The sequence below is a fragment of the Siminovitchia sp. FSL W7-1587 genome, assembly GCF_037963795.1.
GTDB lineage: Bacteria > Bacillota > Bacilli > Bacillales > Bacillaceae_C > Siminovitchia > Siminovitchia thermophila.
Genome location: NZ_CP150169.1, coordinates 24,762 through 50,744 on the forward strand (window position 1 = coordinate 24,762; position 25,983 = coordinate 50,744).

The window sequence follows — 25,983 nt, forward strand, 5'->3', positions numbered from 1 at the left end:
AGAGAGTACTGCCCGTAAAAGCCCGATTGGTTCAGCTAGCAACCAGTAGGGGATGAGGCGTCCCTACTAATTGAGTTTCCCGTTATATTAGTCATGGAATGGGTGGCTGTCACGTATACTTTATTGAAGCTTCTGGTACAGGGGGGAAGCGATGAACATTAAGGATCATTATTCATTTATGTCGAAGCTTTATTTGCAGCAAACTGTCTTATTTGCCGTTGTCTTTATTGTAGTCATATTACCTAATATGAAAAGAACGGATTTTTTGCTCACGAATATGGCAGGGGTGGCTGTTTTTCTTTTCATGGTTTACTATTTTTTTCGCTGTGTTTATTTTACCTTTAAAAAGAATGCCGTTTCATTTGCATTGGTGCACAGCGCAACATCGTTGCATGGAAACACGTATTTGTTATTCCCTTCTCATAATTCCCAAACGGTACTTGAGGCATATTCTTCGGACGGCATACGGAGGTGGTCGATTCTTTCTCTCAAAGGAAGGGAAAGACGTGAACGTTTGCGTTACTTTTCCTTGGGTGAGAAAGGGCATATTTTTAAAGTGCATGAACACGGAAACGGCCATACCGGTTATATGTATGTCAACTTGAATGATGTTATATTTTTTGGGGCTGATAAACCATTAAAGATAACATTGAAGCGAGAAAAAGGAAAACAAATGAATTTTATAATAGAATCCGACTGCTATCAATTAAAAAAGCCGTACTCGAATCGGTTCCTTTATAAAAATGGACAAGCGGTCATGACCGTTAAAAAAGGATTGATGCCTGTTAGCTGGCAGCAGTTTTTCCATCCAAATACTCCACAGCTAAAATTCGCGGAACAATTGACTGTGGAGGAAAGAGGACTGTGCCTTTGCCTGATCACCCTTTTTTGAGCCGTTGAAGAGCTTGTGTAAAAGGCTGGTTTTCTTTGCAGGTAAAAAAATGGGCGAACGGGTCTTCGATCTGCTTGATTCTTTCCAGAACCGTTTGTATGGTGAATTGATCGGGGACAAGCTTGTCGGTCAACTCCTTCCATTGAAGCGGCGCGGCTACAAGCCCTGATTCATTTTTACGCATAGAATAGGGGGCAATGATGGTTTTACCCTCCGCATGCTGAATAAAATCAATATAAAGCCGTTCACCTCGGTTTTTCTTTAATCTTTCAATTGTAAAAGAATCTGGATCGTATTGAACGAGAAATTCCGCAATGAATGATGTAAAGGTCCGTGTATCCTCCCATGTAAATTGATCTTCCGGCAAAGGGATATATACTTGCAGGCCTTTATTTCCCGACATTTTGACGAAAGAATGCAGGTTGAACTCATCCAATATTTTTTTTAATAAGGTTGCCGCGCGCACAGCCAAAGGGAATTTCGAACGGTCAGGCGGATCAAGATCAAAGACAATTTCGCTTACAAAGTTGGTTGTGATCGTTTGAAACGGAATATGAAACTCAATGGCCAACTGGTTGCCAAGCCATATGAGCGTTTTTAAATCATTACAAACAATATAATCAATGTCATCAATCATGCAGGATTCAACAAAGTCAGGTGCTGAATCAGGCTTATGTTTTTGGTAAAAAAAATCGCCAAATATGCCATGTGGTGCCCGGATGACTGTTAAAGCCCGTTTTTCCAAAAATGGAAGCATAAGGTGGGACACTTTTCGCAAATAGCGAATGTAGTCCAGTTTCGTGATCTCGTTACTTTTCCACAACAACTTATCGGGATGGGTGATGGCCACTTCATTTGGAAATGATGCTTCATGAAGCAGAAATTGCTCGTACGTACAATCATCCGGATGCAAGTCAAAACGCAAGTCTTTAAAATGGGGTTCGCGCAAGCCATCGGCCCACTCCAAATAATATAGATCAAGACAAATCCCGGGTTTTACAACTAGTTTCGTTCCCTCCCGTTGCACGTAATTTTGCCGGATCGTCGTGATGAGGGCGGTTTTTGTATGGGCATCCAAATTAAACAGAAATTGGCCAAGTGGAAATATGGCTTCACCTTTCCATACCCCGACAAAAAAGTAATTGTTTTGTTCATCCAACGCTGTGATAAAACACGAAACCGTTTTCCAATTTTTTATTTTTAGCCAACTACTCGTTCTTCTGCCGGCTTCCCAAGGACTTTGCGGCTCCTTTGCAACAATGCCTTCACTATCATAGTCTTTCGCTAATTGTATGGCATCTTTGAATGAGTGGAAAGCTGGAACATACTGACATAGCTTTTTATCGCCGGGGTTTGGAGACAAAGGAAATGCGGCGGTTTTAAAAAGTTTTTGCAGCGATGATTTTCTTTCCATATATGGGTGGTCTGTCATGCTTTTTCCATTCAAAACGAGAAGATCAAACACTAGGTAGCGGCAGGGCCAGGCGGTTGCTTCATGCATGATTCTATCTTTTGAACCCATTCTGCCCCTCTGTTGCAACTTTTGAAAATTTGCTTTGTACGGATTTTCCAAAATGACCAATTCACCATCGAGCATAAGGGGAAAGGAGCTTGCGAATAAATCTGTTTGTGATTGAAGAAAGCGGCTGATCTCTGGAAACTGGGGCAGCAAATCCTTTCCGTTTCTGCTCCAAAGATGAATAGCATCTTCACTCCACTCCAAAATGGCTCGGTAGCCGTCGTATTTTATTTCATATCGCCATTTGCCATATCCGGGAGGATCGAATGACAAAGAAGGGAGCATAGGCTTCATCTTAAACATCACACCTTTCCATTCATAATTTGCCCAACTGCTCTGCATTTACCAAAAGTTTTTGTGTATGTAACGATCTTTTGAACAAAAACTAGTGTCAATAGACAATGGATGGAAGGTGAGTTTATGCATACCATGTGGAAAGGCAGCATCAGCTTTGGGCTTGTTAATATTCCGGTCAAGCTGCATGCGGCCACTGAGGATAAAGATGTTAAATTTCGCTCTCTTCATGAAAAATGCCATACTCCGATAAAATATGAAAAGATTTGTCCGTCGTGTGAGCAGGAGGTTGAAGCGAAAGAAATTGTAAAGGGCTATGAAGTGGCAAAAGGCAAGTTTGTTGTGATAGAAGAGAGCGAACTGAAGGAATTGAAGGGAGGGGGGGAAGAAAAAGCGGTAGAAATCATTGATTTTATCAAGCTCCAAGAAATCGACCCCATTTATTTTAACAAAAGCTATTATATGTCTCCCGATGGCGGTGGAAAAGCGTACAGCCTCCTCAGAAAAGCTTTAACGACCTCGGAAAAAGTGGGAATCGCCAAAATCATGATCCGTTCAAAAGAACAATTAGCGGTTATTCGCGTTTTCTCTAATACTTTATTAATGGAGACGATCCACTTTCCGGATGAGGTCAGAAAAGCAGCAGAGGTGCCGAACATTCCGAGTGCTGACAATGTCTCTAAAAAAGAAATTGACACTGCCATATTACTGATTGACCAATTGACTACAACCTTTCAACCAGAAGCGTATCAGGACGATTTCCGTTTGCGGGTATTGGAGCTTGTCGAAGCGAAAAGGACCGGAAAAGAACTGGTAACTGTGAAAGAAAAAGCCCCTGTTACTGAAATGAATGATTTAATGGCAGCATTACAGGCTTCGATCGACAGGACCAAGCCACAGGCGGATAAAAAACCGACCACTAAAAAAAAGAAAACGACCAAGACGACGAAAGCGAAATGATCCGCATCAACAACATGTCGAAAAAGCAAGGAAATGGGCGGATTATATTTGATCATATCGACCAAAAATCTTTCCTCATTTCTTGCTTTTTCATATTTATTCCTGTATGATAAGAGGGAACAAAACGATCAAAGCTTTTTTAAGTACCAATATTGGAGTTCCATTCACATGTTATAATGAATATCTACTCCAAAAAGTGGGTATTGATTATAATATGTGAAATTTTTATTTACAGGGTAAATATTAGTAACATATTAAAAAATTTTTGGAGGTTTTATCTACATGGCAACAGGTACAGTAAAATGGTTTAACAGCGAAAAAGGCTTCGGCTTTATTGAAGTGGAAGGCGGAAGCGACGTATTCGTACATTTCAGTGCGATCCAAGAAGATGGATTCAAAACACTCGAGGAAGGCCAGCACGTTGAATTTGAAATCGTTGAAGGCCAACGCGGACCACAAGCCGAAAACGTTGTAAAAATATAACCAAAAAAATGAATGGGGCCGATGATGCCCCATTTTCAAATACGCAAAGAGACGTTTGTTTCTTTGCGTGTTTTTTTGATTTACGCATTCATTACTCCGCTCGCCAGACAAGCTTTAATCAACTCTTTTTTATCTTCTTCATCAAATATTCTCTCCAGTCGTTCCGGCGCTGTTAAATACACGACGCCATTCCCTTCAATCTTCGCTGAAAATCCCAATGGAACTGTCCGTTTGACTAATTGGGCATATAATTCACTTTCTGACAGCGGCCTTGCAAAATGTTTGTTGGCTGCAACTTTAATCAGAGCTAATGCACCGGACACATGAGGGGCTGCCATAGACGTGCCGCTTAAGACTGCATATCTTCCGTTAAGATGGGTAGATAAGATTTCCACTCCAGGAGCAACCAAGTCAATTTCATCATGGGAATTTGTAAAATCGGGATAGCGGCGGTCATAGTTAATCGCACCAACGCAAATGACTTCATTATAACGCCCTGGATAGGCATATTCATCTGATGATTCTTCGCCATCCCCGTCGTTTCCGGCCGCGCACACAACAAGGACATTTTTGTTGACAGCATCCCTGACAGCCTCATGTAATTCCGGGTGGTCAACAGGTCCTCCCAAAGACATTGAAATGATGTCCACTTTTTGTTCAACCGCATATTTTATCCCTTTGATAATCCAGTCATATTGGCCTGCGCCGTTTTTGTTGAGCACTTTGACAATGAGTAAGTTGCACCCAGGCGCTACTCCAACAATTCCTTTATTGTTCTCACTAGCGGCAATTGTTCCGGATACATGAGTACCATGGCCATTATAATCTTGTAAGATTTCAGGACGGCCGTCATCATCATCTGTAAAATTTCTTCCCCCCATTACTCTGTCTTTTAAGTCGGGATGATTGACATCACATCCGGTATCCAAAACAGCTACAGTGATGCCTTCTCCTTTTGTTTCCTTCCACAATTCCGGAGCCTGGATCAATTCAACGCCTTTCGGGACTACATTCACGACTTTTTTCTGCTCTAACATATGAATGGGGATGACATGTGCAAAATGACTCATCATTTTTTCCTCCTTTTAATGTAAGATTATTAAAGAAATTCCGAAAATAGAACGCCCGTTCCGATAATGAAGGGAAAATCAACTAATTTTATCTGCTGAATGATTATTCTGTACATTTTTTTTAAGCTTCCGTATTTCGAGGTGGATGAATATTCCCCATCCAATCAACATCATTTCCAGCCAATGTTGTTTGATCAGTTGAAGGATGATGACGAACAGTTTACCCTTTAATACGGAATCCGGGATCAGCAACCCCAATATGGTTGCAGAAACACCGACCCAAGGTAGCCACCAGTCATTTTTAAGTGCCCACGATTTAAATTTTTTCACAGTCATCCCTCCCTTCAAGAGGAATCACCCATGGTTTCAGCGGCAATCATCATCATAAAACCTATACCATTAATTGTTGTTGTGTTTCTGCCCAAGAAAATGAAGGGAATGGGACACGTTTTTGCAAATCTAAGATGGGGGAAAAAGCCAAAACGGAAGCAATGACTCAACAGTTTTTTAAATTGGTTCCCAAACAACCAGGCTATTGACAGCGACCTCAACCTACAGGATTCTGCCCATTTGCCAAAAAACCAATTTACTATACGGCCATAACAGTGGAGATGACTACGGGGTATTTGTTTATGGATGGAAAAATGACTACAAAACCGTTTTTATCTACTATAAGCGCATGACGAATCCTCCTTTCATAACCATTTTAAATCATTTACCCAGTTGGCAAGCTTGGAAAACGGATATGAATGAAAATGAGTCTTTTGGCATGTTTATACTTTTGCTTCTCTTTATCGGTATTTCAAAATAATGTATTTCTTTCTCAAGATACATAACAATGAAGGGGCTGGAGAAAATTATAGAGCAAGGAGGGAACAGAATTGAAAGAAAAAGATAGGAAAAATGAACCAACCATCGCTCCCGGAATAGATGAGCAGGAAAAGATGATTCGAAAGGCCACAACAAAAGAAGTACGCAAGGGAGAATATACACGTGTCACCCGTTTATCGTATGATGAAGTCGACCCGAGCTGAAATAAAAGGCCATACCAATTGACGCTGGTATGGCCATGTTTCTTAGAGCTCATCAAATCCGTTTAAATCACTTGTTTTCGTATATTGACGAGACTTTTGCTCAAAAAAGTCTGTTTTCGTTCCATCAAAGTTATCTACATACGCCCGAATCCATTTCATCGGATTTTCCGTATAATCAGGGTATATTTCGCTTAAGCCCAATAATTTCAACATCTTATTGGCTCGATATTGAATATATCCTTCCATCTCAAGAAGATCGATACCGTCAATCTCTCCAAGTACGTACCTGCTCCATGCGGTTTCTTGTTCAACAGCGTGAACAAATTGATCATATACCCAGTTGCAAAATTCAGCTGTATTATATTCCGGATTTTCTGCAAGAACAGCTCGGAACAAATCGCCCATAAAGCGGCCGTGCTGAAGTTCATCCCGGTTGATGTAAGAAATCATCGTTGATGTTCCCACCATTTTTTGATGTCTGGCAAGGTTGTAAAAGAATGCAAACCCGGAATAGAAAAACAAACCTTCGAGTAATGATGAATAAACGATCGCTTTTAATACGGTCTGAATGGAAGGAGCATGGGCAAATTCATTATAAACGTCCATAATCCGTTCGTTTCTTTTTAGCAATACTTCATCTTTTCTGCCAGTTTCAAAAGATTCATTTTGCTTATCAAGTGTTGTAACAGAAGAAAGGACATACGCATAGCTGTGATTGTGTTCACTTTCCTGGTCCGCAATAGTAGCCATAATGGATTTGACGGATGGATCAGTGGAAAAATGGGAAATTCTCGCCGCCAAGTCCGTTTGTGGGCCGTCCAATGTTGCGAGCAGGCCGATAATTTTTAAAAACGCCTCCTGTTCAGGCTTTGAAAGAGTGGGAAACTGTTTGGCATCTTGCGTCATGTCCACCTCGCTGGCCCGCCAAAACAATGAGCGGATTTGCTCGCGGTAATCGTAAAAATAAGGATAAGCAAGATCATTCCAATTTAATATTCCGCTCGCTTTCCCGCCAAAAAGGGCAGTAGATTTATTCGGGTTGACAGGGTTTAATATGGCTGCTTTTTGTAAAAGTTCAGGCAATGTTTGATAACTCCTTCCGTCCAGTTGTTGACATGTTTTTCCTGCGAGCCTCTTGGGCTTTGTTCTATTTTCAAGGGGGCGATCGGCGAACAGTAAAACTTCGCCAGCTTGTCTGCTGCTTTGCAAAATAAATCATCGCCCCCAAACTGGGTGTCTCCTGTTCCAAATACGTATACGTTCGGCGGTTTCCACCCCAGTTCATATACAAAATCTTTTACAATGCCGGGGGTGGCGCCCTTTCCCCAAGTAAAAGATCCAAGAACCACGGCATGAAACCCGGAGGGGTCCGGGATTGGACCTTTTCCAATCCGGTACATCGTTGTTTCCATCCCCTCGCTATTCAATCGGGTTTGGATCAATTTTGCGGTTTCTTCCGTGTTTCCGCTGTAGGTGGCGTAACAAATCAAGACTCGCACCATACACATTCCTCAATATCGGATGCCGTTGAACGGACATAATAAGTCGTTTTGAGCCCCGAATCCCAAGCTTGCAAATGCAGGTCTAGCATGATTTGCGCCTTGATATTGTTCGGAACATACAAATTAAATGAAATAGACTGGTCGATATGCCGTTGCCGTGCGGCATTTTGCTGAATGGACCACCGCTGGTCTACGATGTAAGCGGATTTTCGGTATATGTTGTACGTATGATGGGTTAAATCTGGTGCCACAACAGGCAATTTGTAATCCTTTTTTTCTTCAAAGTAAAAAGGCTTGAAAATGGGATCGATGCTGGCTGTTGAGCCTGCAATAACGGATGTGCTGGAGTTGGGTGCAACTGCCATTAAATACCCGTTTCTTATCCCGGCGGTTTGAACTGCTTCCATGACCTCTTTCCACTCGTCTGATCTGTCACCGGCCAGATAGCCCCGTTTCTGAAAATAAGTTCCTGTTTCCCAATCACTGCCTTGGAACAGAGGGTAGGGCCCTTTTTCTTTTGCCAGCTCGACACTCGCGCGAATGGCCAGCAAGGCGATTTTTTCATATAATTGGTCTGCAAGCTCCACGGCCGTTTTTGATTCCCACTCAATGCCGTTTAAGGCCAATAAATGATGCCAGCCAAATGTTCCCAGTCCGATAGCCCGATATTTTTGATTGGTGATGACAGCCTGTTTAACGTCAATGGTGTTTAAATCAATGACATTATCCAACATTCGGATTTGGATGGGGATCAATCGTTCCAGTACATCGTGCGGGCCATCTATTTTTTGAACCGCTTTGGCCAAATTAATGGATGAAAGATTGCAAACGACAAAATCACCAGGTTTTTTATAAGTAATGATCGTGTCTCCATCTATTGTTTCATCAAATTGCACAGTGGGGGACATGTTTTGCATAATTTCGGTACATAAATTACTTGAATAAATCATTCCCGCATGCTTGTTCGGATTCATGCGATTCACTTCATCCCTGTAAAACATGAACGGTGTTCCTGTTTCCAACTGGGATTTCATGATTCTAATCATGATTTGAATTGCCGGAACCCGCGTTTTAGTCAAAGTCTCGTTTTGAATACATGCTTCATATTTTTCTCTGAAAGTGCCCGCGCCTTTTTCTTCGTCATAAAAGTCTTCCAGCGAAAAGCCCATGACTTGTCTCACTTCATGCGGGTCAAACAAATACCAGTCACCGCGTCGTTCCACTTGCTCCATAAAGAGATCGGGAATACATACACCCGTAAAAATATCATGCGCCCGCTGACGGTCGTCGCCATTGTTCAGTTTTAAATCGAGAAAAGAAAGAATATCCGCATGCCACACATCAAGATAAACAGCAACAGCGCCTTTTCTCCTTCCGAGCTGATCAACACTAACTGCTGTATTGTTCAACTGTTTAATCCAGGGAAGAACCCCGGATGACGCGTGTTTGAATCCTTTTATGGAGCTTCCACGGCTTCTGACTTTCCCCATATAGACCCCGATGCCTCCGCCGTCTTTGGAAAGCCTGGCAACATCTGTGTTGCTGTTGTAAATGCCGATCAGCGAATCTTCCACCGTGTCGATGAAGCAGCTCGAAAGTTGGCCATGCGCAAGTCCGGCATTGGCAAGAGTAGGAGTGGCGACTGTCATGTACAAGTTCGACAACGCCCAATAACTTTCCTGAATCCACTCTTTTCTTTTTTCCTTTGCCTCATCCTGCATTAAATGCATGGCGATGATCATCCAGCGTTCTTGCGGCAATTCATAAACATTTTTTTCATGATCCGTTGCCAGGTAACGCGTCGCCAATGTATGAAGTCCTATGTAATCAAATAACAAGTCACGCTCCGGATCAATGATTTGTTCCAGCTCCCGAATCTCTTTTTCACTGTATTTTTCAAGTAAACGAGTCGAGTAAATTCCGAAATCAGTTAATTGCTTGATTAATTGATAGAAATCCCCGTATTTTTGTTTTTTGTCATAGGAGCGGTTGATACTGGCCTGTTTGTACAAGTTTGCGAGGTAGATTTTTGCGGCAGTGTATGTCCAATCCGGGTTGGCTTCATCCGTATTTTCCAAAGCGGCTTGAATGAGAAGGCCCGTTATATGATCTTTATGATATTCATTTTTAGATTCTATCACCCGGACAACCTTATCGATGTATGCGGGACAGTTTAAGTCCGCGACCCTTTCTATAAAACGCGATAATCTCTTTCGATCAAATGGCTGCTTTTGAGATTCTTTTTCAGCAATAATGGTTGTCATTTTCTCACCTTTTCTTCATTTTTTAAAAATAGAAAAACCCGCTCCGGGAAGAGAGCGGATCAAACGATAGGAGAAAAAAGCGCACGAAAAATGACGGTTTCCACTATCGTTTCATCTTCTCAATCCCCGAAGAATTGAAACTGTGACAAAAAAGGCAGGTCTCCTGACTTATGCATCGTCCTACTTGGTCACCTTCCCGTTTAAAAAACAGTGGTATTGCCGTTCGTACGCATTTACAGTTGCGGGGACAGTTCCGGCTTTTCACCGGATTCCCTTTTAAGCCCTTTTGGGCGCCTTCTTTGTTGTGTCACTATATATTGTGTTTTATTTGATTGTTACACCTAAATATTGTATCTACTAAAATATAACATGGCCAAAACCAATTGACAAGCAAAATATCGTTTTCCGGTTGAATAAACGAAATGCAACATTCAAACATGAAAAACGGAGACAAACTGTATGTGATAAAGTCGGCGAGAACACAAACAATCGTACCACAAACAAACACGCCTTTAAACATCTGGCCGCTTTTGGGAAATATCTGCCCTTCCTAACGGAGGAAAACACAAGACGCGTTTCTCCTTGAGCGCGGCGTTGTTAAGGCTATTTTCCCAAGACAGCCATTGAAATATGAAGAAAAACCGAAGCATATAGCTTGAACATGGTAAAGTGATCGAATTCATCAAGCTTGCCGAGAAAAAGAGCCTGTAAGTCAATGGTAACCTGATGCTATTTGTTATAGCGTTTTTTTATGTATACAACAATGCTAAAAACGAATGGGTCGGCCGCAAAAACATTTGGATCACACTCCGACTTATTCCGATACGGTGGTGAAAAAATGAATTTCTTTTACCAATATTTTTAGTTTATTAAGATTGATGGGGAAAACCAGCGGTTGCCGAAAAGACAGGGTTCGAATTTTTGCTCGTGATCATTATAGTAACAACAATCATAGCCGGGAACAGGAACGACATTCCTCTAACGAATTTGAGAATCTGACACGCCACACGCATGTGACATGTTTGTCACATGCTTTTATCATTTGTTCGTCGAATCGAAGGAAAAAGATATCCAATCCTTTTATGATCAATATATCAAGTAAAGGATTGAACATAATTGAGTATTCTTGAAGCGCAAAAAATTTATAAAAGTTACGGAAATAAATTTAACAGGCAGGAAGTTTTAAAAGGAATAGATATTCAAGTGGAAAAAGGAGATTTTGTCAGTATCTTGGGCGCGTAAGGCTCGGGAAAAACGACATTGCTTAACGCCCTTTCTTCCATTGACAAAGTGAGTGAGGGGACGATCAAAATTGATGGAAAAGACATCGTCGGCATGAAGGAAAAGCAACTTGCCGAATTCCGCAAGCATCACCTCGGCTTCATTTACCAGGAATATAATTTGCTGGATACGTTAACTGTCAAAGAAAATATCTTGCTGCCTTTGTCCATCAGTAGGGCTCCTACTGAATGTTAGTTGAACCAATCGGGCATTTAGGTGCCGTTTTCTCCCACTTAAACCTTTTGTATCAACTCATCAAGTCTTGAAGTGGGAGTCTTACGGCACCTTATATGCGGGATAAAGTTGCTTTGGAAGTATCCCGCGTTTGACTTCTCTCCTTAAACAGCGGCTTATGGTCTTGAGTAAAATGGCAATTTAACAACATTACTGTTTTTCATTTTATTTGCCAAATATAATTGAAAAGCAAACGTAAAAAAGGTATTCTAGTAAATCGGGGATGGTGAGATGTGATGGAAATAAATATAATGGAAACTATTAAATATATCGTGCTGGGGTTGATTCAGGGAATTACCGAGCCAATCCCGATTTCATCCAGCGGGCATTTGGTGCTTGCCCAGCACTTTTTAGGAATTTCCACAAAAAAGTTGACATTTGAATTGCTTGTAAATGCAGGTTCTTTGATTGCCGTTTTAATTATATATCGTAACGATATTATTCGTCTTGCGACGAACGGCTTTTCTTACATATTGCATCGAAACGAAGAGGCGAGGGATGATTTTCGCTTCATTGTCTATTTAATAATCGCCACGATTCCGGCCGGAGTCATCGGTGTTCTGTTCAATGACATGATTTCGGAAACGCTAAAAGGAGTACATATTACTGCCGTTACCTTGCTCATAACGGGTGTAGCGTTGTTTTTAATCCGAAATTTAAAAGGAAGAAAACAGGATGGAGATCTGACGCTCAAGGACGCTATTGTGGTCGGCTTTGCACAGGTGGTAGCTTTAATACCGGGAATCAGCCGCTCAGGAGCGACGATTGTCGGTGCGATGGGCATGGGCATGAGACCTGAGACAGCACTGCGCTTTTCATTTTTACTGTACATACCGGTCAGTGTGGGCGGAACGATCCTAAGCATTTCCGACATGGTGAACGACCCTGACTTAACAACATTGTTTATCCCGTATATAAGTGCTTTTGTTGTTTCCATTGTGGCTTCCTATTTTTCTTTAAAATGGTTTATGAACATTATGGAAAAGGGAAATTTAATTTATTTTAGTATTTATTGTTTCGTCGTTGGGACACTTGTTCTCATTTTTGCTTGAACTTGCCGGCTTGCGGGGCTACTCGCAAGCCGTTTTTTCATACAGCTATCTTGCCACAATGATAATGGTCTGGTCATTAATCTCATGTGCTGCGGAATCAAGGATTTTTCCCAAGCTGCTGCTTATCTTCTGCAGTTCTTCCTTGTCATGAACAAGGAATACAGGAGCACCGCCACCAAGGATCACGTTTTGATTTTGAGTAACGATGGCGGCAATCTTTGCTTTGTTTTCTTCTGTATCCACGTCAAACCACCCCAGTTTATCTGTTTTTTCCTTTGTCCCCTTCATTTGGCAGCCTAATCGCACTATCCAACACTGGAACATGCTCCAGTACCGTTTTAACTTGTTCAAAATCTGTTTCTAGCGGCATAATGAATAAGGCGACTCTTCCATCATTCATATCTCGTTTGGATAGAGGGACGATATCGGGTTCTCCTGTATCGAGGTAGACGCCGAGTATGTTGGCAACATGATGGAGCATCGCCTGTCTTTGTCCAAGGTGTGAAATGGTGACGACACTGTTTTCATGTTTCGGTGTAATAATCGCCCCAACCCCTCTTTTGAGGATGAGCTGCCGGCTGGCTTCAAGGCCTACATTCTTTATATGTATATCCTTGACAAAAAGCTGGGGCCCCTCAAACCGGATCTCCCCCTGAGAAACTGTTGCGATGGCTGTCAGCACTTTCCCGGACATATTTTTTTTGACGACAATCAGCATGGCCAACCCGCTCAAAAGTCCGGCCCAAATGGAGAAAACAGCAAATAGTGTTGTCACGAGGCTTGTAAACATGACGAGATAGTTTCGGCTTTCAAAAGCTTGCGCCATCCCCTCGATAAAAGGCGCCCCGCGCTTGACCAATTCACTTGAATCAACATTGGAAAGTGTCTCCCTTTCCATTTTGCGGACTTCGCGAAACTGAGTTGCAGCCAACCCCAAAAAAGTAACCGCAGTCCAATTGGATTCTAAAACGGCAGGAACGGCAACCGCCCCTATAAAAGAAGCAATAAAACCCATTGACAAATGAATGATCCGGCCCTGCGGATAAGTTGGATATTGCCTAAAGTCTGTCCGCAGCAAAACAATGCGGGCAATGCATCCAAAAATGATGCCGATTAGAACAATCAACAAATATCGGTCCATTCCCATGCTCCTTTTTAGGAAAAAAACTTCCATTATATGATGCCGCCAGGAACAAAAAATATGAGCATAGCGTTTTATTTTTTCATTTTTTGGCTATTATCAAACATTCAAATTTGGATGGGGGAGGGAAATGAAGGATTAGGCATCATACGGGACCGTTCAACGTATTTCGAGCAGTTTTTCATGTTTTAGCCAAAATACCGCTTAAATATGAAGGATAGGCTTGTTTGAAATATGGACAGTTGTTCGGTAAGCTAAATAATGATACACGAACTGCTGTTCAACTTGCCATTCGTAATTGTGACAGTATCGCGTTTGGAAAACGGTGAGTGAAGTCTGGAAAGCCAGAAACGCATGTTTCTCCGTGTTGTCCGTTTTTAAGTTGAAACATGTGAAAAGTTAAACATACCCCACTACTTCCCAAAATTTACAACTTAGAAAGGGCATCGCCCACAGCCCATTTACTTCGATCAAATCGGTTGCGCAAAAAGCCTCTACCAAAAATAGACTTTCATTCAAGCAATTCATTCAGAATTTGTGTTGGAAAGTATAATATGCCGGAAAGCCGAAATACCGGATGAACGGACGGGAGAAAATGATTCATTGCCTCAATGAATCAGCACGTAATTAAACACATAATTCGGAACAAAAATATTGTTAAAAAAAGGGGAATATTCAAATGAAAAAACTGGGAATAATGTTAGCCGCAGCCAGCCTCATACTACTGTCTGCATGCGGCGGAAGTGGTGAAAATTCAGAAAGAAAAGGGAATAAAGATTCCGGCACCATCGTCTTTGCTGATGCCGGCTGGGATAGCATCCGCATCCACAACGGGATTGCGCAAACAATCATCGAGGAAGGCCTGGGCCATAAAACCAAAGTGACAGCGGGCTCCACATCCGCCACTATTCAAGGACTTCGCCGTGGGGATATTGATGTTTACATGGAAGTGTGGACCGACAATATTAAAGACGTGTATGAAGATGCTGTCGAGTCGGGAGACGTTGAACAAGTTGCAACCAACTTTAACGATAATGACCAAGGTTTATACGTGCCATCATATGTGATTCATGGCGATAAAGAACGCGGTATCGAGCCATTGGCGCCAGACTTGAAAACCGTGGAAGATTTAAAGAAATATCCGGAAGTATTTGAGGATCCCGAAGATCCCGGCAGAGGCCGTATTATTAATGCGCCAAGCGGTTGGGTTGTAGCTGAACATATTGATGCCAAATTTAAAGCGTACGGCTTGGATGAAACAATGAACAATTTTATGCCGGGATCGGACTCGGCGATTATTGCCTCGCTCGTTGACGCGTATAAGGCCGGAGAAGGCTGGGTTGGATATTACTGGTCACCTACGGCCATAACAGCGAAATACGATCTTGTCCTGTTGGAAGAGCCGGAATATGATGAAGAAACCTGGGAAAAAACAAAAGCTACGAAATTTCCTCCCAATGATGTTGTCGTGGCCGTTCATAAAGATATGCCTGAACAAGCACCTGAAGTTGTGGATTTCTTGAAAAATTACGAGACAAGCAGCAAGCTAACAGAGGCGGCCTTGAAATATATGGAAGATGAAGATGCATCAGCGGAAGAGGCAGCAAAATGGTGGTTGAAAGAACATGAAGATGTATGGACAAAATGGGTTTCAGATGATGTTGCCCAAAAGGTGAAGGACGCGCTTTAATCCCCATTGCTGGAAGCTAGACGCCCAAGAATCGAAGTAAAACGAACGAATGGGGGAACAATTGCCGGTAAAAGGTCGATTCGTTCTGGTTGACAGACAGGAAAGATTCGACAAATTGATTTTGTAGGCTCACGAAGAAGAAAAACGCAAACGTTTTCGAGAACGTCGTTGTCGGTGTTGTTACAGGAAAGGATGTTAGTCTTTGTTCTTGTTCTGTATATGATCAATGGGGGCGTTTTTCGGCAGACTCGGAACGCCGCGTCTGCGTGATTCATCTCAACGCCCATTGTTCTGAGCTTCACGTTAGTGTTCACATGGAGCAGCTTGGCCGCGTTTGGCCGGCTGCTCATTTCAAATCTTAATATAGGTGAGGTAGGTATTATGGAAGGATTTCCGGATATACAAACAAATCTGGGAAAGTATGCCGACCAATTGGTTACTTTTCTCGATGTTTCTCTTGAAGGATTTTTTGATTTTATTTTCTTTCTGGCATCAAGGACGATTAATGGAATCCAGGATTTTCTCATTTGGATCCCCTGGTGGTTGTTTATCGTGGCCATTTTCTTACTGGGATGGTATTTTAAGTCGGTTTTTTCAGGAGTATTGTACGGCGTCTTTATTTTTCTCATCGGAACATTCGGGTTGTGGGAAGATATGATGACGACGATCGCCATCATTGTGACAGCGGTCCTTATTTGTTTGGTTCTCGGTATTCCATTTGGCATATTGATGTCATACAGCACCGGCTTTTCAACCGTTGCGCGGCCCATTTTGGATGCGATGCAAACCATGCCAAGCTTCGTTTATTTAATTCCCGCGATCTTTTTCTTTGGATTGGGGAACGTATCGGCTATATTTGCCACTTTAATTTACGCTCTTCCGCCGGTGATCCGATTAACTGAACTTGCGATCCGCGGCGTTGACAAAGAAGTGATCGAATCAGCCCAGTCCTTTGGATCGTCTCCTTGGCAAATGTTACGGAAAGTACAGTTGCCGCAGGCTTTGCCAACCATTATGGCAGGAGTGAACCAAACGACGATGATGGCTTTGGCGATGGTTGTTATTGCTTCAATGGTTGGAGCGCAAGGTCTTGGTGAACAGGTGCTTATCGCGATCAACAGGATAGACATCGCTTTAGGGTTTGAAGCGGGAATCAGCATCGTATTTTTGGCCATTATTATTGACAGAATCACTAATGGAGCGGCCGACAAGTTTCAGAAGCACAGGAGGTTGGCTCGATGACAACACAAATAAAACTGGAACACGTTTCAAAAATTTTTGGCCCCAAACCCAAATCGGTTATCCCCATGATTAAACAAGGGATGTCGAAAGAAGAGATTTTGGAAAAAACGGGCCATACAGTCGGAGTATACGATGCATCTCTGGAGATCAAAAAAGGCGAAATATTCGTCATTATGGGCTTGTCCGGAAGCGGAAAATCAACGCTTATCCGCTGCTTTAACTTATTAAACAAACCAACTGACGGCGCTATTTATATTGATGGTGTCAATATTGTCAATGGCAGCAAGTCCGAGTTGAAAAAAGTAAGACAGGAAAAAATCGCCATGGTATTTCAGCATTTCGGTCTATTCAGCCACCGAACGGTTTTGGGCAACGTGGAGTATGGATTGGAAGTCCGGAACATGCCTAAAAAGGAACGGCGTGAAATAGCCTTAAAAAACATTGAAATAGTAGGATTAAAAGGTTATGAAGATCAATACCCGGATGAATTGTCGGGGGGAATGCGCCAAAGGGTGGGGCTGGCCAGAGCATTGGCCAATGACCCCGATATCCTCTTGATGGATGAACCGTTCAGTGCGCTTGATCCGCTTATCCGCAGGGAAATGCAGTTGGAGCTCTTGGATATCCAAAATCGTCTACAAAAAACAATTGTTTTTATTACACATGACGTGAACGAGGCTTTTAAGCTGGGGGATCGGGTTGCTGTCATGAAGGATGGCCGTGTTGTACAAGTCGGTACACCTGAAGAAATTATTGAACGGCCGGCGAACAATTATATATCCGAGTTCATTAAGGACATTGACCGTTCGAAAATCCTCCAAGCGGAGCATGTCATGATCAAGCCGAATGCGCTCGTTTCATTGAAGGACGGTCTACATGTCGCAGTAAAGGAAATGAAGGAGAACGGCATATCTAGCGTTTTCGTTGTGGACCGCCAGAGGCATATAAAAGGCATTGTAACGATAGATGACGCGGTAAAGGGGATAAAGCAAAAAAAAGCGTTGCCTGAAGTGATGCGGGATGACATTTCCATTGTCCAAAAAGATGAATATGTCAGTGATTTAATACCAAAAGTATTGGAGTCGAAATTTCCGCTTGCCGTCGTAGATGATAACGACAAACTGTCCGGATTCATTCTTCGTGTCCATGTTTTATCGGGCCTGGCTTCCGCAAACGGGAATGGTACAGACGACTCGTAAAAAAAGAACGGGGAAACAGCAACATGTTCGTTTTCCGTACCAAAGCCCTTGGAAACTCTTAACGGAGCTCCCAAGGGCTTAATAGTCTAATAATGTAAATATCTTGATGGAACCGCAGTTTTCCGAACGGTCGGGGCTGTCCGAAAAGTAATATTGCCGCTTGAAAACAAAAAAAACCAAACCCAAGATTGCTGTAAAATCAACATCTTGGGTTTTACATTTTCATGCATTTACTCTGAATTGGATTTTTTAGACAGCCCCTCCTGCTTGATTCTAATTAGCTTTATATAACAGCGCATGAAGTGCCCGAAAAATAATAACGCCAGCAAATAATACAATAACAATGACAGCGATAATTTGAATCACAGTGATCAAAGGAACTACAATAGTCAGGTTGGGAACCAAAAGTGTGATGCCCAATAAGGCATACCCAGCAAGGATGGCAAGCAAAGAAGTTGGCCAATTCATTCTAAGTATACACCTCCTTGGTAACAATGTATGAACACCAATTTCCGTTGGTGCGATTTTAAATATAAATAAGGAAACAATCTAGCCGCGATTGCAATCATATATTAAATGATATATGATAATGTTGGTATCGAGGTTAAAAGAGATGCAAGGGGGAGGCCTGTATTGAAAACAATTTTCATAGAAGGGGCATTTATTGGAAATAGAGAGGAACATGAACCTTGTGTAATGGTGCTTGGCTTTTTTGATGGCGTCCATTTAGGGCACCGTTCATTGATTGACACGGCCAAAGACATCGCAGAGAAAAAGGGCATAGAATTGGCTGTTATGACATTTTTTCCACATCCAAGCAATATTTTACGGGTTCAAAACAAAATAACGAGTTATTTGACGCCTCTGCCTGACAAACAGAGATTATTGAAAAATATGGGTGTTGAAAAATTATATATTGTAACATTTACCGAGCAGTTTGCCGAACTTTCACCGGGAGATTTTATTAAAAAATATGTGGCTGGATTACATAGCAAGCATGTCGTTGCCGGTTTTGATTTTACCTATGGTTACCGCGGGAAAGGAAACATGGAACGAATGAAGTTAGATGGAAAAGGCTTATTTGATGTAACAACAGTCCCCAAAAAAGCTTTTAATGGTGAAAAGATTAGTTCGAGTAAAATCAGGAAGCTCTTGGATGAGGGGAAAGTGGAGGACGTTCATCATTATTTGGGGAACCATTACAGTGCGCATGGAATGTTGGAAAGCCAATCATTCGATCAATACAGCGGAAAAACAGTCGCCCATATTGTATTCCAACATTATTATTTGCCGCAAAAAGGGTTGTATATCGTTGAAGTGACGACTCAAGAGCGAATATATCAATCAATAAGTCTGCTTGATGTTCATCATTCATGTGTGTTAGTGTTGGAAGGAAATATACATATTCCTGCACCCGTAACGATTAAATGGCTGGCAAAAGTGAAAGCGTTCTCTCCGTTGCAGTATAAGTCCATTGATCAAATAACAAAAAATCCATACTATCCGCTAAAAGCTTAACTGTTGTTTTAACCGTTTTCTTATGTATAATGTACGAGTGAAGAAGTGGTAAAAGGAAGTATCCTGAAGTCCATTTCTTCGCTTTTTCTTTGCCATTATCAGTTTTTATACAGAAAGTAGGATACGTATGGAATTTACAGTTGTTTTTCAGTCAATCATCATTATTACTTTGATGATCATGATTGGCGCGTTGCTCGGTAAAACAACTCCATTAAATGATGATACTCGCAGAGCATTTATTCAAGTGATCGTAAATATTGCGATGCCCTGCATTATTTTATCGAGTATTTTTCACGTTGAAATGGATGACCAGATGTTTAAAATGATTGCCATCGTTTTTGGGCTTTCCATCATTATTAATCTTATTGGAATCGGGACCGGCTTTTTATTTGCTTGGTTATTTCATAGGGGTTCCAATAAGATAAGGGAAATTGCCATCCTTTCAGGTTTGGGAAACACCGGATTTATCGGCATTCCGCTTTGTGCGGCACTTTTGGGCCCAGAGGGGGCTTTGTTTGCGGCCATTTTTGATGCTGGAGTCGATGTGACCATTTGGACAGTCGGAGTCATTTTACTTCAGAAAAATAGAAAGTTTGCTTGGCAAACATTAAAGTCCATGGTGAATATTCCGACAGCAGCCATTTTCGTTGGTCTTATTACCGCATATTTTCAATTAAAGCCGCCCGGTCTTTTGATTGACTTGACGGACAGATTGGCCGCATTGGCGGCACCGCTCGCCATGTTCTATATCGGAATGATGATCATGACCCTGAAACGCGGACAAGTACGCCGTTCGGTAAACCATATTTGGGTGCCCATTTCCGTAAAATTGATTATTTTGCCGATCGCTTCCATTTTCATGATACACTTTTTCAGTTTAAACACGGTACTCGTTCAAACGGTCTTGATTCAATCCATGATGCCGACGATTACCCTGGCATCCATTCTCTTTGCCAAATACTCTGCAGATGAACAAATGGGGGCCTTAACGACTATTTTTTCCACGCTGCTTGCACTTGTGACCATCCCTTTAATGGTGTATGTAATGAGCCTATTTATTCATTAAACTTGCTTTTTGTCCATATCATGATATGATGGCAGTACATGCACCTAATAATTGAATAACTTCTTTGAAACAATGAATTTTGTCTGCTAGGGGAGCTGTAAAGCTGAGAGAAATCGATGATTGAAACCCTTTGAACCTGATCTGGTTTATGCCAGCGTAGGGAAGCAGGCTGCGTCATTATGATTTGCTTTATGATGATGAGCCGCTTCCTTTTCGGGAGCGGTTTTTTCATTTTTTCAAAGTGGGGAATCATGAAGTACAAACTTTTTTAAAGGAGTGGAACCAATGAAAGTTGAAAAAATGTTGTTTACGGACAGGCTTTATGAGAGCGCGAAGGAAATATGGGAAAAAAGCTATAACCACCCATTCGTCCAAGGGGTAGGAAAAGGAACACTCGATCAAGAAATTTTTGAATATTATATGAAACAAGACTATGTCTATTTAATTGATTATGTGAAGCTGTTTGCTATTGGAGCGCAAAAAGCTCCCACTCTCGAAATTATGACAAAGTTCTCACATTTGCTTCATGAACACCTCCATTTTGAAATGGAGCTGCATCGCCAATTCGCCGCAGAGTTTGGCATTTCGAATGAAGAGCTTGAAAACACCGAACCCGCACCAGTCAATTTGGCATATACCCGCTACATGCTGCATGTGGCTCATAACGGAACATTGGCGGAACTTGTGGCAAGCCTGCTTCCGTGTGCCTGGCATTACGCCGAAACGGGAGAAAGATTAAAAGAACAATATGGGGCTACTTTGGAATCCAACCCGTACCGCAAATGGGTTGAAACCTATTCATCAGAAGAATTTACTTCTCTTGGAAAATGGCTGATTGATCTCATGAATCAGTTAGCAGATGGGAAACCGGAAAGAGAATTGGCGGAATTGGAAAAGCACTTCCTTATCACCTCCAAATATGAATATTTATTCTGGGATATGAACTATCATCAACAGAACTGGACGCTCTAAATCCTAATAGCCGGAGGTTGCTCCATGCGAGTTAAAAAACTGACCATTACAGCCATGATCATTGCATTTACAACAATCACGAGCCATGTTATCTTTATCCCGGCCGGATTTGCCAAAATTTTTCCAATCCAGCATTTTGCCAATATGGTAACGGCCGTTTTATTTGGGCCAGGCTATGCATTAGCCCAAGCATTTATCGTTTCGACAATCCGGAATATTTCAGGAACAGGCTCGTTGTTTGCTTATCCGGGAAGCATGATCGGAGCCCTCCTGGCTGGCTGGTTGTATGCCAAAACGAAAAGAATAGGGTTTGCGTTTATAGGTGAAGTCGTTGGAACCGGGATCATCGGTGCTGTTGCCGCCTATCCGATTGCGGCATTGCTGTTAGGCCGGGAGGCGGCCTTATTTGGATTGGTCCCGGCCTTTGCTGCCAGTTCCATTGCCGGCGCTGCCCTGGGATTTGTTTTATTAAAAGTATTCATGAAACATTCAGCGATCGGAGGTTTGCTGTATGAAAACAGCTCTTACAATCGCCGGATCTGATTCCGGTGGAGGAGCGGGGATTCAAGCGGATATAAAAACTTTTTCCGCTCTAGGGGTGTTCGGCATGTCTGCGATTACGGCGATTACGTCCCAAAATACTGTTGAAGTAAGATCTGTACAACTCATTGATGTAAACATCATCAACGACCAAGTCGCAGCCGTGTTGGAAGATATTGGGGCTGACGCGGTGAAAATCGGTATGCTGGCAACGCCGGACATTATACAAACAGTCGCGCAATGTTTAAAAAAATATAAACCAAAACACATTGTTCTTGATCCTGTTATGATTTCCAAGGGGGGACACCGGCTGCTTGAAGAAGATACAATGCAAGAGCTGAAATCAACCCTTATCCCGCTGGCTTCGCTCGTTACACCTAATATCCCGGAAGCGGAGGTTTTGGCCAATATGCCGATACATAATGAGCCTGACATGTATGAAGCATGCCGGGTGATCAAAAAGCTGGGAGCGCAGGCTGTCCTGATTAAAGGCGGGCACTTGCAGGGAAACCCCAATGACTTATATTACGACGGGCAAACGTTTCAACTATTTCGCGGGGAAAGAATTGAAACGAAAAATGTCCATGGGACAGGTTGCACACTGTCCGCAGCAATTGCCGCCCTCTTGGCGAAAGGAAAGGAAATGCCGACAGCGATTGATGAGGCCAAAGATTATATTACAAATGCGATCGCCAACAGCCTTGACATTGGACAAGGATACGGACCGACCCATCACTTCTATCATCTATACGAGTGTGTAACGTGATGGGAACGGATGGGCAGATGATGTTGACGAAAGTCGGACAGCTTTTTGAGCAAGTCAGACATAAACAGCCGCTTATTCACCATCTAACAAATCAGGTAACGATAAACGATTGCGCAAACGTAACCCTAGCCATTGGCGCTGCACCCGTCATGGCGTCCAGCCCTTTGGAAGCGGCTGACATGGCCAAAATGGCGAATACCCTCATAATAAACATCGGAACATTGAACTCGGATGCGTTTAAAGCGATGAAGCTGGCTGGAAAAGCCGCCAACGAAACAGGAATTCCTGTTATACTTGATCCTGTCGGAGTGGGGTCAACGGACTTTCGAACCCAATCTGCTTTTGAAATACTGGAACAAGTAAAGGTTTCCGTCATTCGAGGAAATGTAAGTGAAATGAATTGTTTAGCCGGAGGCATCGGGGCGACAAAAGGGGTTGATGCGGGCAAAGTCGATCAAACACCTGAAAAAATTGCCGTCAAGGTTGCCCGTCAATATCGGTGTATAGCTGCTGTCACCGGCAAAGAAGATGTGATCAGTGATGGGAAGAGCGTTTTTATGATTCAAAACGGCCATATGTGTTTATCCAGAGTGTCGGGGACAGGCTGTATGACGACTTCCTTAATCGGGTGCTTTGCCGGTATAACGAATCACATGCTACATGCGGCTGTAGCAGGAGTATCCGTTATGGGGTTAGCTGGGGAAGAGGCTGCTTCCTTATTAGGTGAGCGCATTGGTTTGGGAACATATAAAATAAAATTAATCGATTCCATTTCATTCATGAACAGCAATCACTGGCAAAAAGGAGTCAAAGTCATTGAAAAAGAATCATATTGATTATCGCCTTTACTTGGTTACGGAAGAAGATCTTCCGATAAGCAAGCTTTTGCATTTAATTGAAGAGTCAGTAGCCGGAGGCGTAACTCTCGTTCAATTGCGTGAAAAAAAGAGCGGAGGAAGAGATTTTTATGAAAAAGCAATCCAAATAAAAAAACTCCTTGATTCACTATCAGTCCCCTTGATCATTAATGATCGAGTGGATGTAGCTCTGGCAGTCGGCGCTGACGGCGTGCATGTGGGGCAAGAAGATTTGCCTCTTGCCGCAGTAAAAAGTATCATTCCGGATTCCATGCTTGTCGGGGTTTCAGCCCGTACTTTAGAACATGCCATTGCGGCAGAAAAGGGTGGCGCAGACTATATTGGGGTTGGTTCTGTTTTTCCCACCTCAACAAAAAGCGATGCCAAACTTCTTCCAAACGGCATGCTGGACAAAATTGTTTCCTCCGTGTCTATTCCTGTTGTGGCGATAGGCGGCATCAATGAAAAAAACAGCGGTTGTCTGAAAAACAGCGGAGTAGCCGGTATTGTCGTCGTCTCCGCATTAACACGGGCAAAAAATCCGAAAGTTACCGCCGAAAACTTATTAAAAGGCCTAAAAGGCTTCGATACGCACTAAACCTGGATTCAACAGATTCCGGGTTTCTTTTTTTGTCCCGCTTTAACTGGCAGTAAGTCCCCGATTCAACGCATCGAGATAAAAACGAGAACAGTGCGGGATCAACTGCCAGTAAAAGCCCGATTGAATCAACTAACAATCAGCGGACAACAGCTGATTGAAGTTTCACTATATCCCGCTTTAACTGGTAGTAAGTCCAAGATTCAACGCATCGAGATAAAAACGAGAACAGTGCGGGGCAACTGCCAGTAAACATCCGATGTGTTTGGGTTAACATGACAAAAGCTTCGACAGCATTGTCACACGAAGAAAAAGCGCAAGTTTTTTCGAGCGATGCTGCTGCCTGGTCCTTGCTTTGCCAACAGAACGCTTTCGCTGTTAGCCATTGTCCTGCTTCTCATCAGCGAATCAAAACCTCGCTGATTGAAGTTTCCTTCAACCGCTCAAAACTTTCGAAAAACGAAATGATTTGCTTGTAATATGAATTTGTTCCATATATGTTAAGATTAGGCATTTTAATACACGTTGTAACGAAAGGTGAACGCAAAATGCAGAACAGGAAACGTGGGCATCAAACAGCACTATGGACAAAGTCTTTTACAATGCTTGTCATTGCCAGCTTATTTTTATTTATGAGCTTTCAAATGCTCATTCCGACATTGCCCCCTTATATTAAGTCATTGGGCGCTTCGGGGTTTGAAATCGGAATGATTACTTTAGTGTTTTCGGTTGGTGCGGTATTAACCAGGCCGTTAATCGGATACATGCTAGAGTTTCGGCCGCGTAAACCGCTCGTATTAATTGGAGCTGGCGGATTATTGGCCGTTACCATTTTATACCCGCTCACACAAATCGTCACGATTTTGTTGTTGTTCAGGCTGCTTCACGGATTAATGTGGGGCTGGTCGTCAACTGTTAACGGAACAGCTGCTGTTGATCTTGTTCCTAATGAGCGGTTGGGGGAAGGGATGGGATATTATGGCCTTTCCATTACGGTCGGCATGATTATCGCTCCCAGTCTGGGAATCTATGTATATCAAAACTTTCCTTTTACAGTATTAATTGTCATTTCGGCCCTGCTGGGATTCATTGCTTTCATTTTACTTGCTTTCATTCAATATCATACCCCTGACAATATCCTGATTGCCAATCGAAAAAACCTGCAATTTTCCATTGTTGATTCTCTAGTTGAAAAATCTAGTTTGACACCGGCGGTCATTACTTTTCTCGCAACGTTTGGATACGGAACGATTGTCACTTTTATCGTCATTTTTGCTGAAGAAAGGGGCATAGCAGAAATCTTTTTATTTTATTTGCTTAATGCCTTAACAGCTACTTTGATCCGTCCGATAACCGGGAGATGGTTTGACCGGAAAGGTCCTATCCAATTAGTTGCTTTTTGTTCACTCTTAACCTTTATTTCTATGTGGATGTTATCTTTTTCGAGCAATTGGCTTGGCATTGTGGTGGCGGGAACGTTGTTTGGAGCCGGGTACGGTTCTTTAATTCCCGCATTGCAGGCCTGGGTGCTGGCCATGACCCCCCATCAGCGCAGGGGAGTAGCAAATGGCATGTTCTATTCCGCGATTGATCTTGGAATCGGATTAAGCGGTCTCGTTTTCGGCTTGATTGCCCTGTTTGTCGGTACTGCGCAGTTGTTTCAAATTTCGAGTTTCTTTTTCCTGATTGTGGTCTTCATAACGCTCTCCGTAGGGAAAAAATGGCAGAAAGAATCGGAAACAAGAAAGAAAAGGGAATTTCTGCTTTAAGGTACGTGAAGAAAGGCGACTGTAATGCTTTTTTAGCGAT

Annotated in this window: 25 protein-coding genes, 1 pseudogene and 2 riboswitches; of the genes and pseudogenes, 17 read left to right on the forward strand and 9 right to left on the reverse strand. The window is 42.5% G+C overall.

From position 1 onward, the window contains the following. Nucleotides 1–151: 151 nt before the first annotated feature. A complete protein-coding gene (locus NST31_RS00140; RefSeq protein ID WP_339163193.1) occupies nucleotides 152–892 on the forward strand; it encodes a hypothetical protein in 741 nt (246 codons plus the stop codon). Here the strand turns inward: NST31_RS00140 and NST31_RS00145 are convergent. After that, nucleotides 879–2,705, reverse strand: a complete 1,827-nt coding sequence (locus NST31_RS00145) for a DNA ligase D (RefSeq protein WP_339163196.1) — start codon at nucleotides 2,703–2,705, stop codon at nucleotides 879–881. The genes NST31_RS00140 and NST31_RS00145 overlap by 14 nt on opposite strands. 126 nt (nucleotides 2,706–2,831) lie before the next feature. On the opposite strand from NST31_RS00145, the gene NST31_RS00150 reads away from it, so the two are divergent. Together NST31_RS00150 and NST31_RS00155 are read left to right on the forward strand one after the other, a co-directional pair. Next, nucleotides 2,832–3,665 (forward strand): Ku protein, encoded by an 834-nt coding sequence (locus NST31_RS00150; protein WP_339163198.1) that lies wholly within the window; start codon nucleotides 2,832–2,834, stop codon nucleotides 3,663–3,665. Nucleotides 3,666–3,947: 282 nt separating this feature from the next. Further along, complete coding sequence (locus NST31_RS00155; RefSeq protein ID WP_077113407.1) at nucleotides 3,948–4,148, forward strand: cold-shock protein; 201 nt, start codon at nucleotides 3,948–3,950, stop codon at nucleotides 4,146–4,148. Nucleotides 4,149–4,228: 80 nt separating this feature from the next. Here NST31_RS00155 and NST31_RS00160 read toward each other — a convergent pair whose 3' ends face one another. Both NST31_RS00160 and NST31_RS00165 read right to left on the reverse strand, forming a co-directional pair. Beyond that, on the reverse strand, nucleotides 4,229–5,218 hold the full coding sequence (locus NST31_RS00160; protein WP_339165651.1) for a S8 family peptidase: 990 nt from the start codon (nucleotides 5,216–5,218) through the stop codon (nucleotides 4,229–4,231). Nucleotides 5,219–5,296: 78 nt separating this feature from the next. Further along, a complete protein-coding gene (locus tag NST31_RS00165) occupies nucleotides 5,297–5,548 on the reverse strand; it encodes a hypothetical protein (protein WP_339163200.1) in 252 nt (83 codons plus the stop codon). Between the two features lie 551 nt (nucleotides 5,549–6,099). Between NST31_RS00165 and NST31_RS00170 the strand changes: the two genes are divergently transcribed. Continuing rightward, on the forward strand, nucleotides 6,100–6,252 hold the full coding sequence (locus NST31_RS00170) for a hypothetical protein (protein ID WP_339163203.1): 153 nt from the start codon (nucleotides 6,100–6,102) through the stop codon (nucleotides 6,250–6,252). Between the two features lie 42 nt (nucleotides 6,253–6,294). Here the strand turns inward: NST31_RS00170 and NST31_RS00175 are convergent, their stop codons facing one another. The 3 genes from NST31_RS00175 to NST31_RS00185 are packed head-to-tail and all read right to left on the reverse strand — an operon-like array spanning nucleotide 6,295 to nucleotide 10,018. After that, nucleotides 6,295–7,335 carry a ribonucleotide-diphosphate reductase subunit beta gene (locus NST31_RS00175; RefSeq protein ID WP_339163205.1) on the reverse strand — a complete coding sequence of 347 codons (1,041 nt, stop codon included), beginning with the start codon at nucleotides 7,333–7,335 and terminating at the stop codon, nucleotides 6,295–6,297. Further along, nucleotides 7,302–7,754: a flavodoxin gene (locus tag NST31_RS00180; RefSeq protein ID WP_077113411.1), complete on the reverse strand. Its 453-nt coding sequence runs from the start codon at nucleotides 7,752–7,754 to the stop codon at nucleotides 7,302–7,304. The genes NST31_RS00175 and NST31_RS00180 overlap by 34 nt, the downstream gene beginning before the upstream one ends. Next, nucleotides 7,739–10,018 (reverse strand): ribonucleoside-diphosphate reductase subunit alpha, encoded by a 2,280-nt coding sequence (locus NST31_RS00185; RefSeq protein WP_339163208.1) that lies wholly within the window; start codon nucleotides 10,016–10,018, stop codon nucleotides 7,739–7,741. The genes NST31_RS00180 and NST31_RS00185 overlap by 16 nt, the downstream gene beginning before the upstream one ends. 135 nt (nucleotides 10,019–10,153) lie before the next feature. Beyond that, a riboswitch (cobalamin riboswitch) is annotated at nucleotides 10,154–10,331 on the reverse strand. A gap of 803 nt (nucleotides 10,332–11,134) precedes the next feature. Here NST31_RS00185 and NST31_RS00190 point away from each other — a divergent pair. Together NST31_RS00190 and NST31_RS00195 are read left to right on the forward strand one after the other, a co-directional pair. Beyond that, a pseudogene (locus NST31_RS00190) lies at nucleotides 11,135–11,473 on the forward strand (ATP-binding cassette domain-containing protein); the annotation flags it as partial. Nucleotides 11,474–11,769: 296 nt separating this feature from the next. Further along, nucleotides 11,770–12,585 carry an undecaprenyl-diphosphate phosphatase gene (locus NST31_RS00195; protein ID WP_339165447.1) on the forward strand — a complete coding sequence of 272 codons (816 nt, stop codon included), beginning with the start codon at nucleotides 11,770–11,772 and terminating at the stop codon, nucleotides 12,583–12,585. Between the two features lie 45 nt (nucleotides 12,586–12,630). Here NST31_RS00195 and NST31_RS00200 read toward each other — a convergent pair whose 3' ends face one another. Together NST31_RS00200 and NST31_RS00205 are read right to left on the reverse strand one after the other, a co-directional pair. Continuing rightward, complete coding sequence (locus NST31_RS00200; protein ID WP_339163210.1) at nucleotides 12,631–12,828, reverse strand: hypothetical protein; 198 nt, start codon at nucleotides 12,826–12,828, stop codon at nucleotides 12,631–12,633. A 16-nt stretch (nucleotides 12,829–12,844) separates the two neighbouring features. Then, a complete protein-coding gene (locus NST31_RS00205) occupies nucleotides 12,845–13,726 on the reverse strand; it encodes a YIEGIA family protein (protein ID WP_339163212.1) in 882 nt (293 codons plus the stop codon). A 679-nt stretch (nucleotides 13,727–14,405) separates the two neighbouring features. Here NST31_RS00205 and NST31_RS00210 point away from each other — a divergent pair. The 3 genes from NST31_RS00210 to NST31_RS00220 all read left to right on the forward strand — a co-directional run bounded on the left by NST31_RS00210 (nucleotide 14,406) and on the right by NST31_RS00220 (nucleotide 17,857). After that, nucleotides 14,406–15,416 carry an ABC transporter substrate-binding protein gene (locus tag NST31_RS00210; RefSeq protein ID WP_339163214.1) on the forward strand — a complete coding sequence of 337 codons (1,011 nt, stop codon included), beginning with the start codon at nucleotides 14,406–14,408 and terminating at the stop codon, nucleotides 15,414–15,416. Nucleotides 15,417–15,797: 381 nt separating this feature from the next. Next, nucleotides 15,798–16,658 (forward strand): proline/glycine betaine ABC transporter permease, encoded by an 861-nt coding sequence (locus NST31_RS00215; protein ID WP_339163217.1) that lies wholly within the window; start codon nucleotides 15,798–15,800, stop codon nucleotides 16,656–16,658. Further along, nucleotides 16,655–17,857 carry a glycine betaine/L-proline ABC transporter ATP-binding protein gene (locus NST31_RS00220; protein WP_339163221.1) on the forward strand — a complete coding sequence of 401 codons (1,203 nt, stop codon included), beginning with the start codon at nucleotides 16,655–16,657 and terminating at the stop codon, nucleotides 17,855–17,857. The genes NST31_RS00215 and NST31_RS00220 overlap by 4 nt, the downstream gene beginning before the upstream one ends. A gap of 273 nt (nucleotides 17,858–18,130) precedes the next feature. Here the strand turns inward: NST31_RS00220 and NST31_RS00225 are convergent, their stop codons facing one another. Continuing rightward, nucleotides 18,131–18,325: a hypothetical protein gene (locus tag NST31_RS00225; protein ID WP_077113418.1), complete on the reverse strand. Its 195-nt coding sequence runs from the start codon at nucleotides 18,323–18,325 to the stop codon at nucleotides 18,131–18,133. 165 nt (nucleotides 18,326–18,490) lie between these two features. Between NST31_RS00225 and NST31_RS00230 the strand changes: the two genes are divergently transcribed. The 8 genes from NST31_RS00230 to NST31_RS00265 all read left to right on the forward strand — a co-directional run bounded on the left by NST31_RS00230 (nucleotide 18,491) and on the right by NST31_RS00265 (nucleotide 25,943). Next, nucleotides 18,491–19,375: an adenylyltransferase/cytidyltransferase family protein gene (locus NST31_RS00230; protein ID WP_339163223.1), complete on the forward strand. Its 885-nt coding sequence runs from the start codon at nucleotides 18,491–18,493 to the stop codon at nucleotides 19,373–19,375. A 127-nt stretch (nucleotides 19,376–19,502) separates the two neighbouring features. Next, a complete protein-coding gene (locus NST31_RS00235; protein WP_339163225.1) occupies nucleotides 19,503–20,441 on the forward strand; it encodes an AEC family transporter in 939 nt (312 codons plus the stop codon). Nucleotides 20,442–20,519: 78 nt separating this feature from the next. Further along, nucleotides 20,520–20,621, forward strand: a riboswitch (TPP riboswitch). Between the two features lie 105 nt (nucleotides 20,622–20,726). Next, entirely contained in the window at nucleotides 20,727–21,413 is a 687-nt protein-coding gene (gene tenA, locus NST31_RS00240; protein ID WP_083717677.1) for a thiaminase II, read from the forward strand. Between the two features lie 24 nt (nucleotides 21,414–21,437). Then, on the forward strand, nucleotides 21,438–21,956 hold the full coding sequence (thiW, locus tag NST31_RS00245; protein WP_077113421.1) for an energy coupling factor transporter S component ThiW: 519 nt from the start codon (nucleotides 21,438–21,440) through the stop codon (nucleotides 21,954–21,956). Further along, nucleotides 21,925–22,719: a bifunctional hydroxymethylpyrimidine kinase/phosphomethylpyrimidine kinase gene (gene thiD / locus NST31_RS00250; protein ID WP_339163229.1), complete on the forward strand. Its 795-nt coding sequence runs from the start codon at nucleotides 21,925–21,927 to the stop codon at nucleotides 22,717–22,719. Before thiW ends, thiD begins: the two co-directional genes overlap by 32 nt. Next, on the forward strand, nucleotides 22,719–23,555 hold the full coding sequence (thiM, locus tag NST31_RS00255) for a hydroxyethylthiazole kinase (protein WP_236017131.1): 837 nt from the start codon (nucleotides 22,719–22,721) through the stop codon (nucleotides 23,553–23,555). The genes thiD and thiM overlap by 1 nt, the downstream gene beginning before the upstream one ends. Then, on the forward strand, nucleotides 23,536–24,174 hold the full coding sequence (thiE, locus tag NST31_RS00260; RefSeq protein ID WP_077113423.1) for a thiamine phosphate synthase: 639 nt from the start codon (nucleotides 23,536–23,538) through the stop codon (nucleotides 24,172–24,174). The genes thiM and thiE overlap by 20 nt, the downstream gene beginning before the upstream one ends. 548 nt (nucleotides 24,175–24,722) lie before the next feature. After that, nucleotides 24,723–25,943 carry an MFS transporter gene (locus tag NST31_RS00265; RefSeq protein WP_077113425.1) on the forward strand — a complete coding sequence of 407 codons (1,221 nt, stop codon included), beginning with the start codon at nucleotides 24,723–24,725 and terminating at the stop codon, nucleotides 25,941–25,943. Nucleotides 25,944–25,983: the final 40 nt, after the last annotated feature.

Bases quoted from the DNA above. Each gene is read 5' to 3' on its own strand.
- NST31_RS00140 (WP_339163193.1), top strand. From the start codon at position 152: ATGAACATTAAGGATCATTATTCATTTATGTCGAAGCTTTATTTGCAG.
- NST31_RS00145 (WP_339163196.1), bottom strand. From the start codon at position 2,705: ATGAAGCCTATGCTCCCTTCTTTGTCATTCGATCCTCCCGGATATGGC.
- NST31_RS00150 (WP_339163198.1), top strand. From the start codon at position 2,832: ATGCATACCATGTGGAAAGGCAGCATCAGCTTTGGGCTTGTTAATATT.
- NST31_RS00155 (WP_077113407.1), top strand. From the start codon at position 3,948: ATGGCAACAGGTACAGTAAAATGGTTTAACAGCGAAAAAGGCTTCGGC.
- NST31_RS00160 (WP_339165651.1), bottom strand. From the start codon at position 5,218: ATGAGTCATTTTGCACATGTCATCCCCATTCATATGTTAGAGCAGAAA.
- NST31_RS00180 (WP_077113411.1), bottom strand. From the start codon at position 7,754: ATGGTGCGAGTCTTGATTTGTTACGCCACCTACAGCGGAAACACGGAA.
- NST31_RS00185 (WP_339163208.1), bottom strand. From the start codon at position 10,018: ATGACAACCATTATTGCTGAAAAAGAATCTCAAAAGCAGCCATTTGAT.
- NST31_RS00195 (WP_339165447.1), top strand. From the start codon at position 11,770: ATGGAAATAAATATAATGGAAACTATTAAATATATCGTGCTGGGGTTG.
- NST31_RS00205 (WP_339163212.1), bottom strand. From the start codon at position 13,726: ATGGACCGATATTTGTTGATTGTTCTAATCGGCATCATTTTTGGATGC.
- NST31_RS00210 (WP_339163214.1), top strand. From the start codon at position 14,406: ATGAAAAAACTGGGAATAATGTTAGCCGCAGCCAGCCTCATACTACTG.
- NST31_RS00215 (WP_339163217.1), top strand. From the start codon at position 15,798: ATGGAAGGATTTCCGGATATACAAACAAATCTGGGAAAGTATGCCGAC.
- NST31_RS00220 (WP_339163221.1), top strand. From the start codon at position 16,655: ATGACAACACAAATAAAACTGGAACACGTTTCAAAAATTTTTGGCCCC.
- NST31_RS00225 (WP_077113418.1), bottom strand. From the start codon at position 18,325: ATGAATTGGCCAACTTCTTTGCTTGCCATCCTTGCTGGGTATGCCTTA.
- NST31_RS00235 (WP_339163225.1), top strand. From the start codon at position 19,503: ATGGAATTTACAGTTGTTTTTCAGTCAATCATCATTATTACTTTGATG.
- tenA (WP_083717677.1), top strand. From the start codon at position 20,727: ATGAAAGTTGAAAAAATGTTGTTTACGGACAGGCTTTATGAGAGCGCG.
- thiW (WP_077113421.1), top strand. From the start codon at position 21,438: ATGCGAGTTAAAAAACTGACCATTACAGCCATGATCATTGCATTTACA.
- thiD (WP_339163229.1), top strand. From the start codon at position 21,925: ATGAAAACAGCTCTTACAATCGCCGGATCTGATTCCGGTGGAGGAGCG.
- thiM (WP_236017131.1), top strand. From the start codon at position 22,719: ATGGGAACGGATGGGCAGATGATGTTGACGAAAGTCGGACAGCTTTTT.
- NST31_RS00265 (WP_077113425.1), top strand. From the start codon at position 24,723: ATGCAGAACAGGAAACGTGGGCATCAAACAGCACTATGGACAAAGTCT.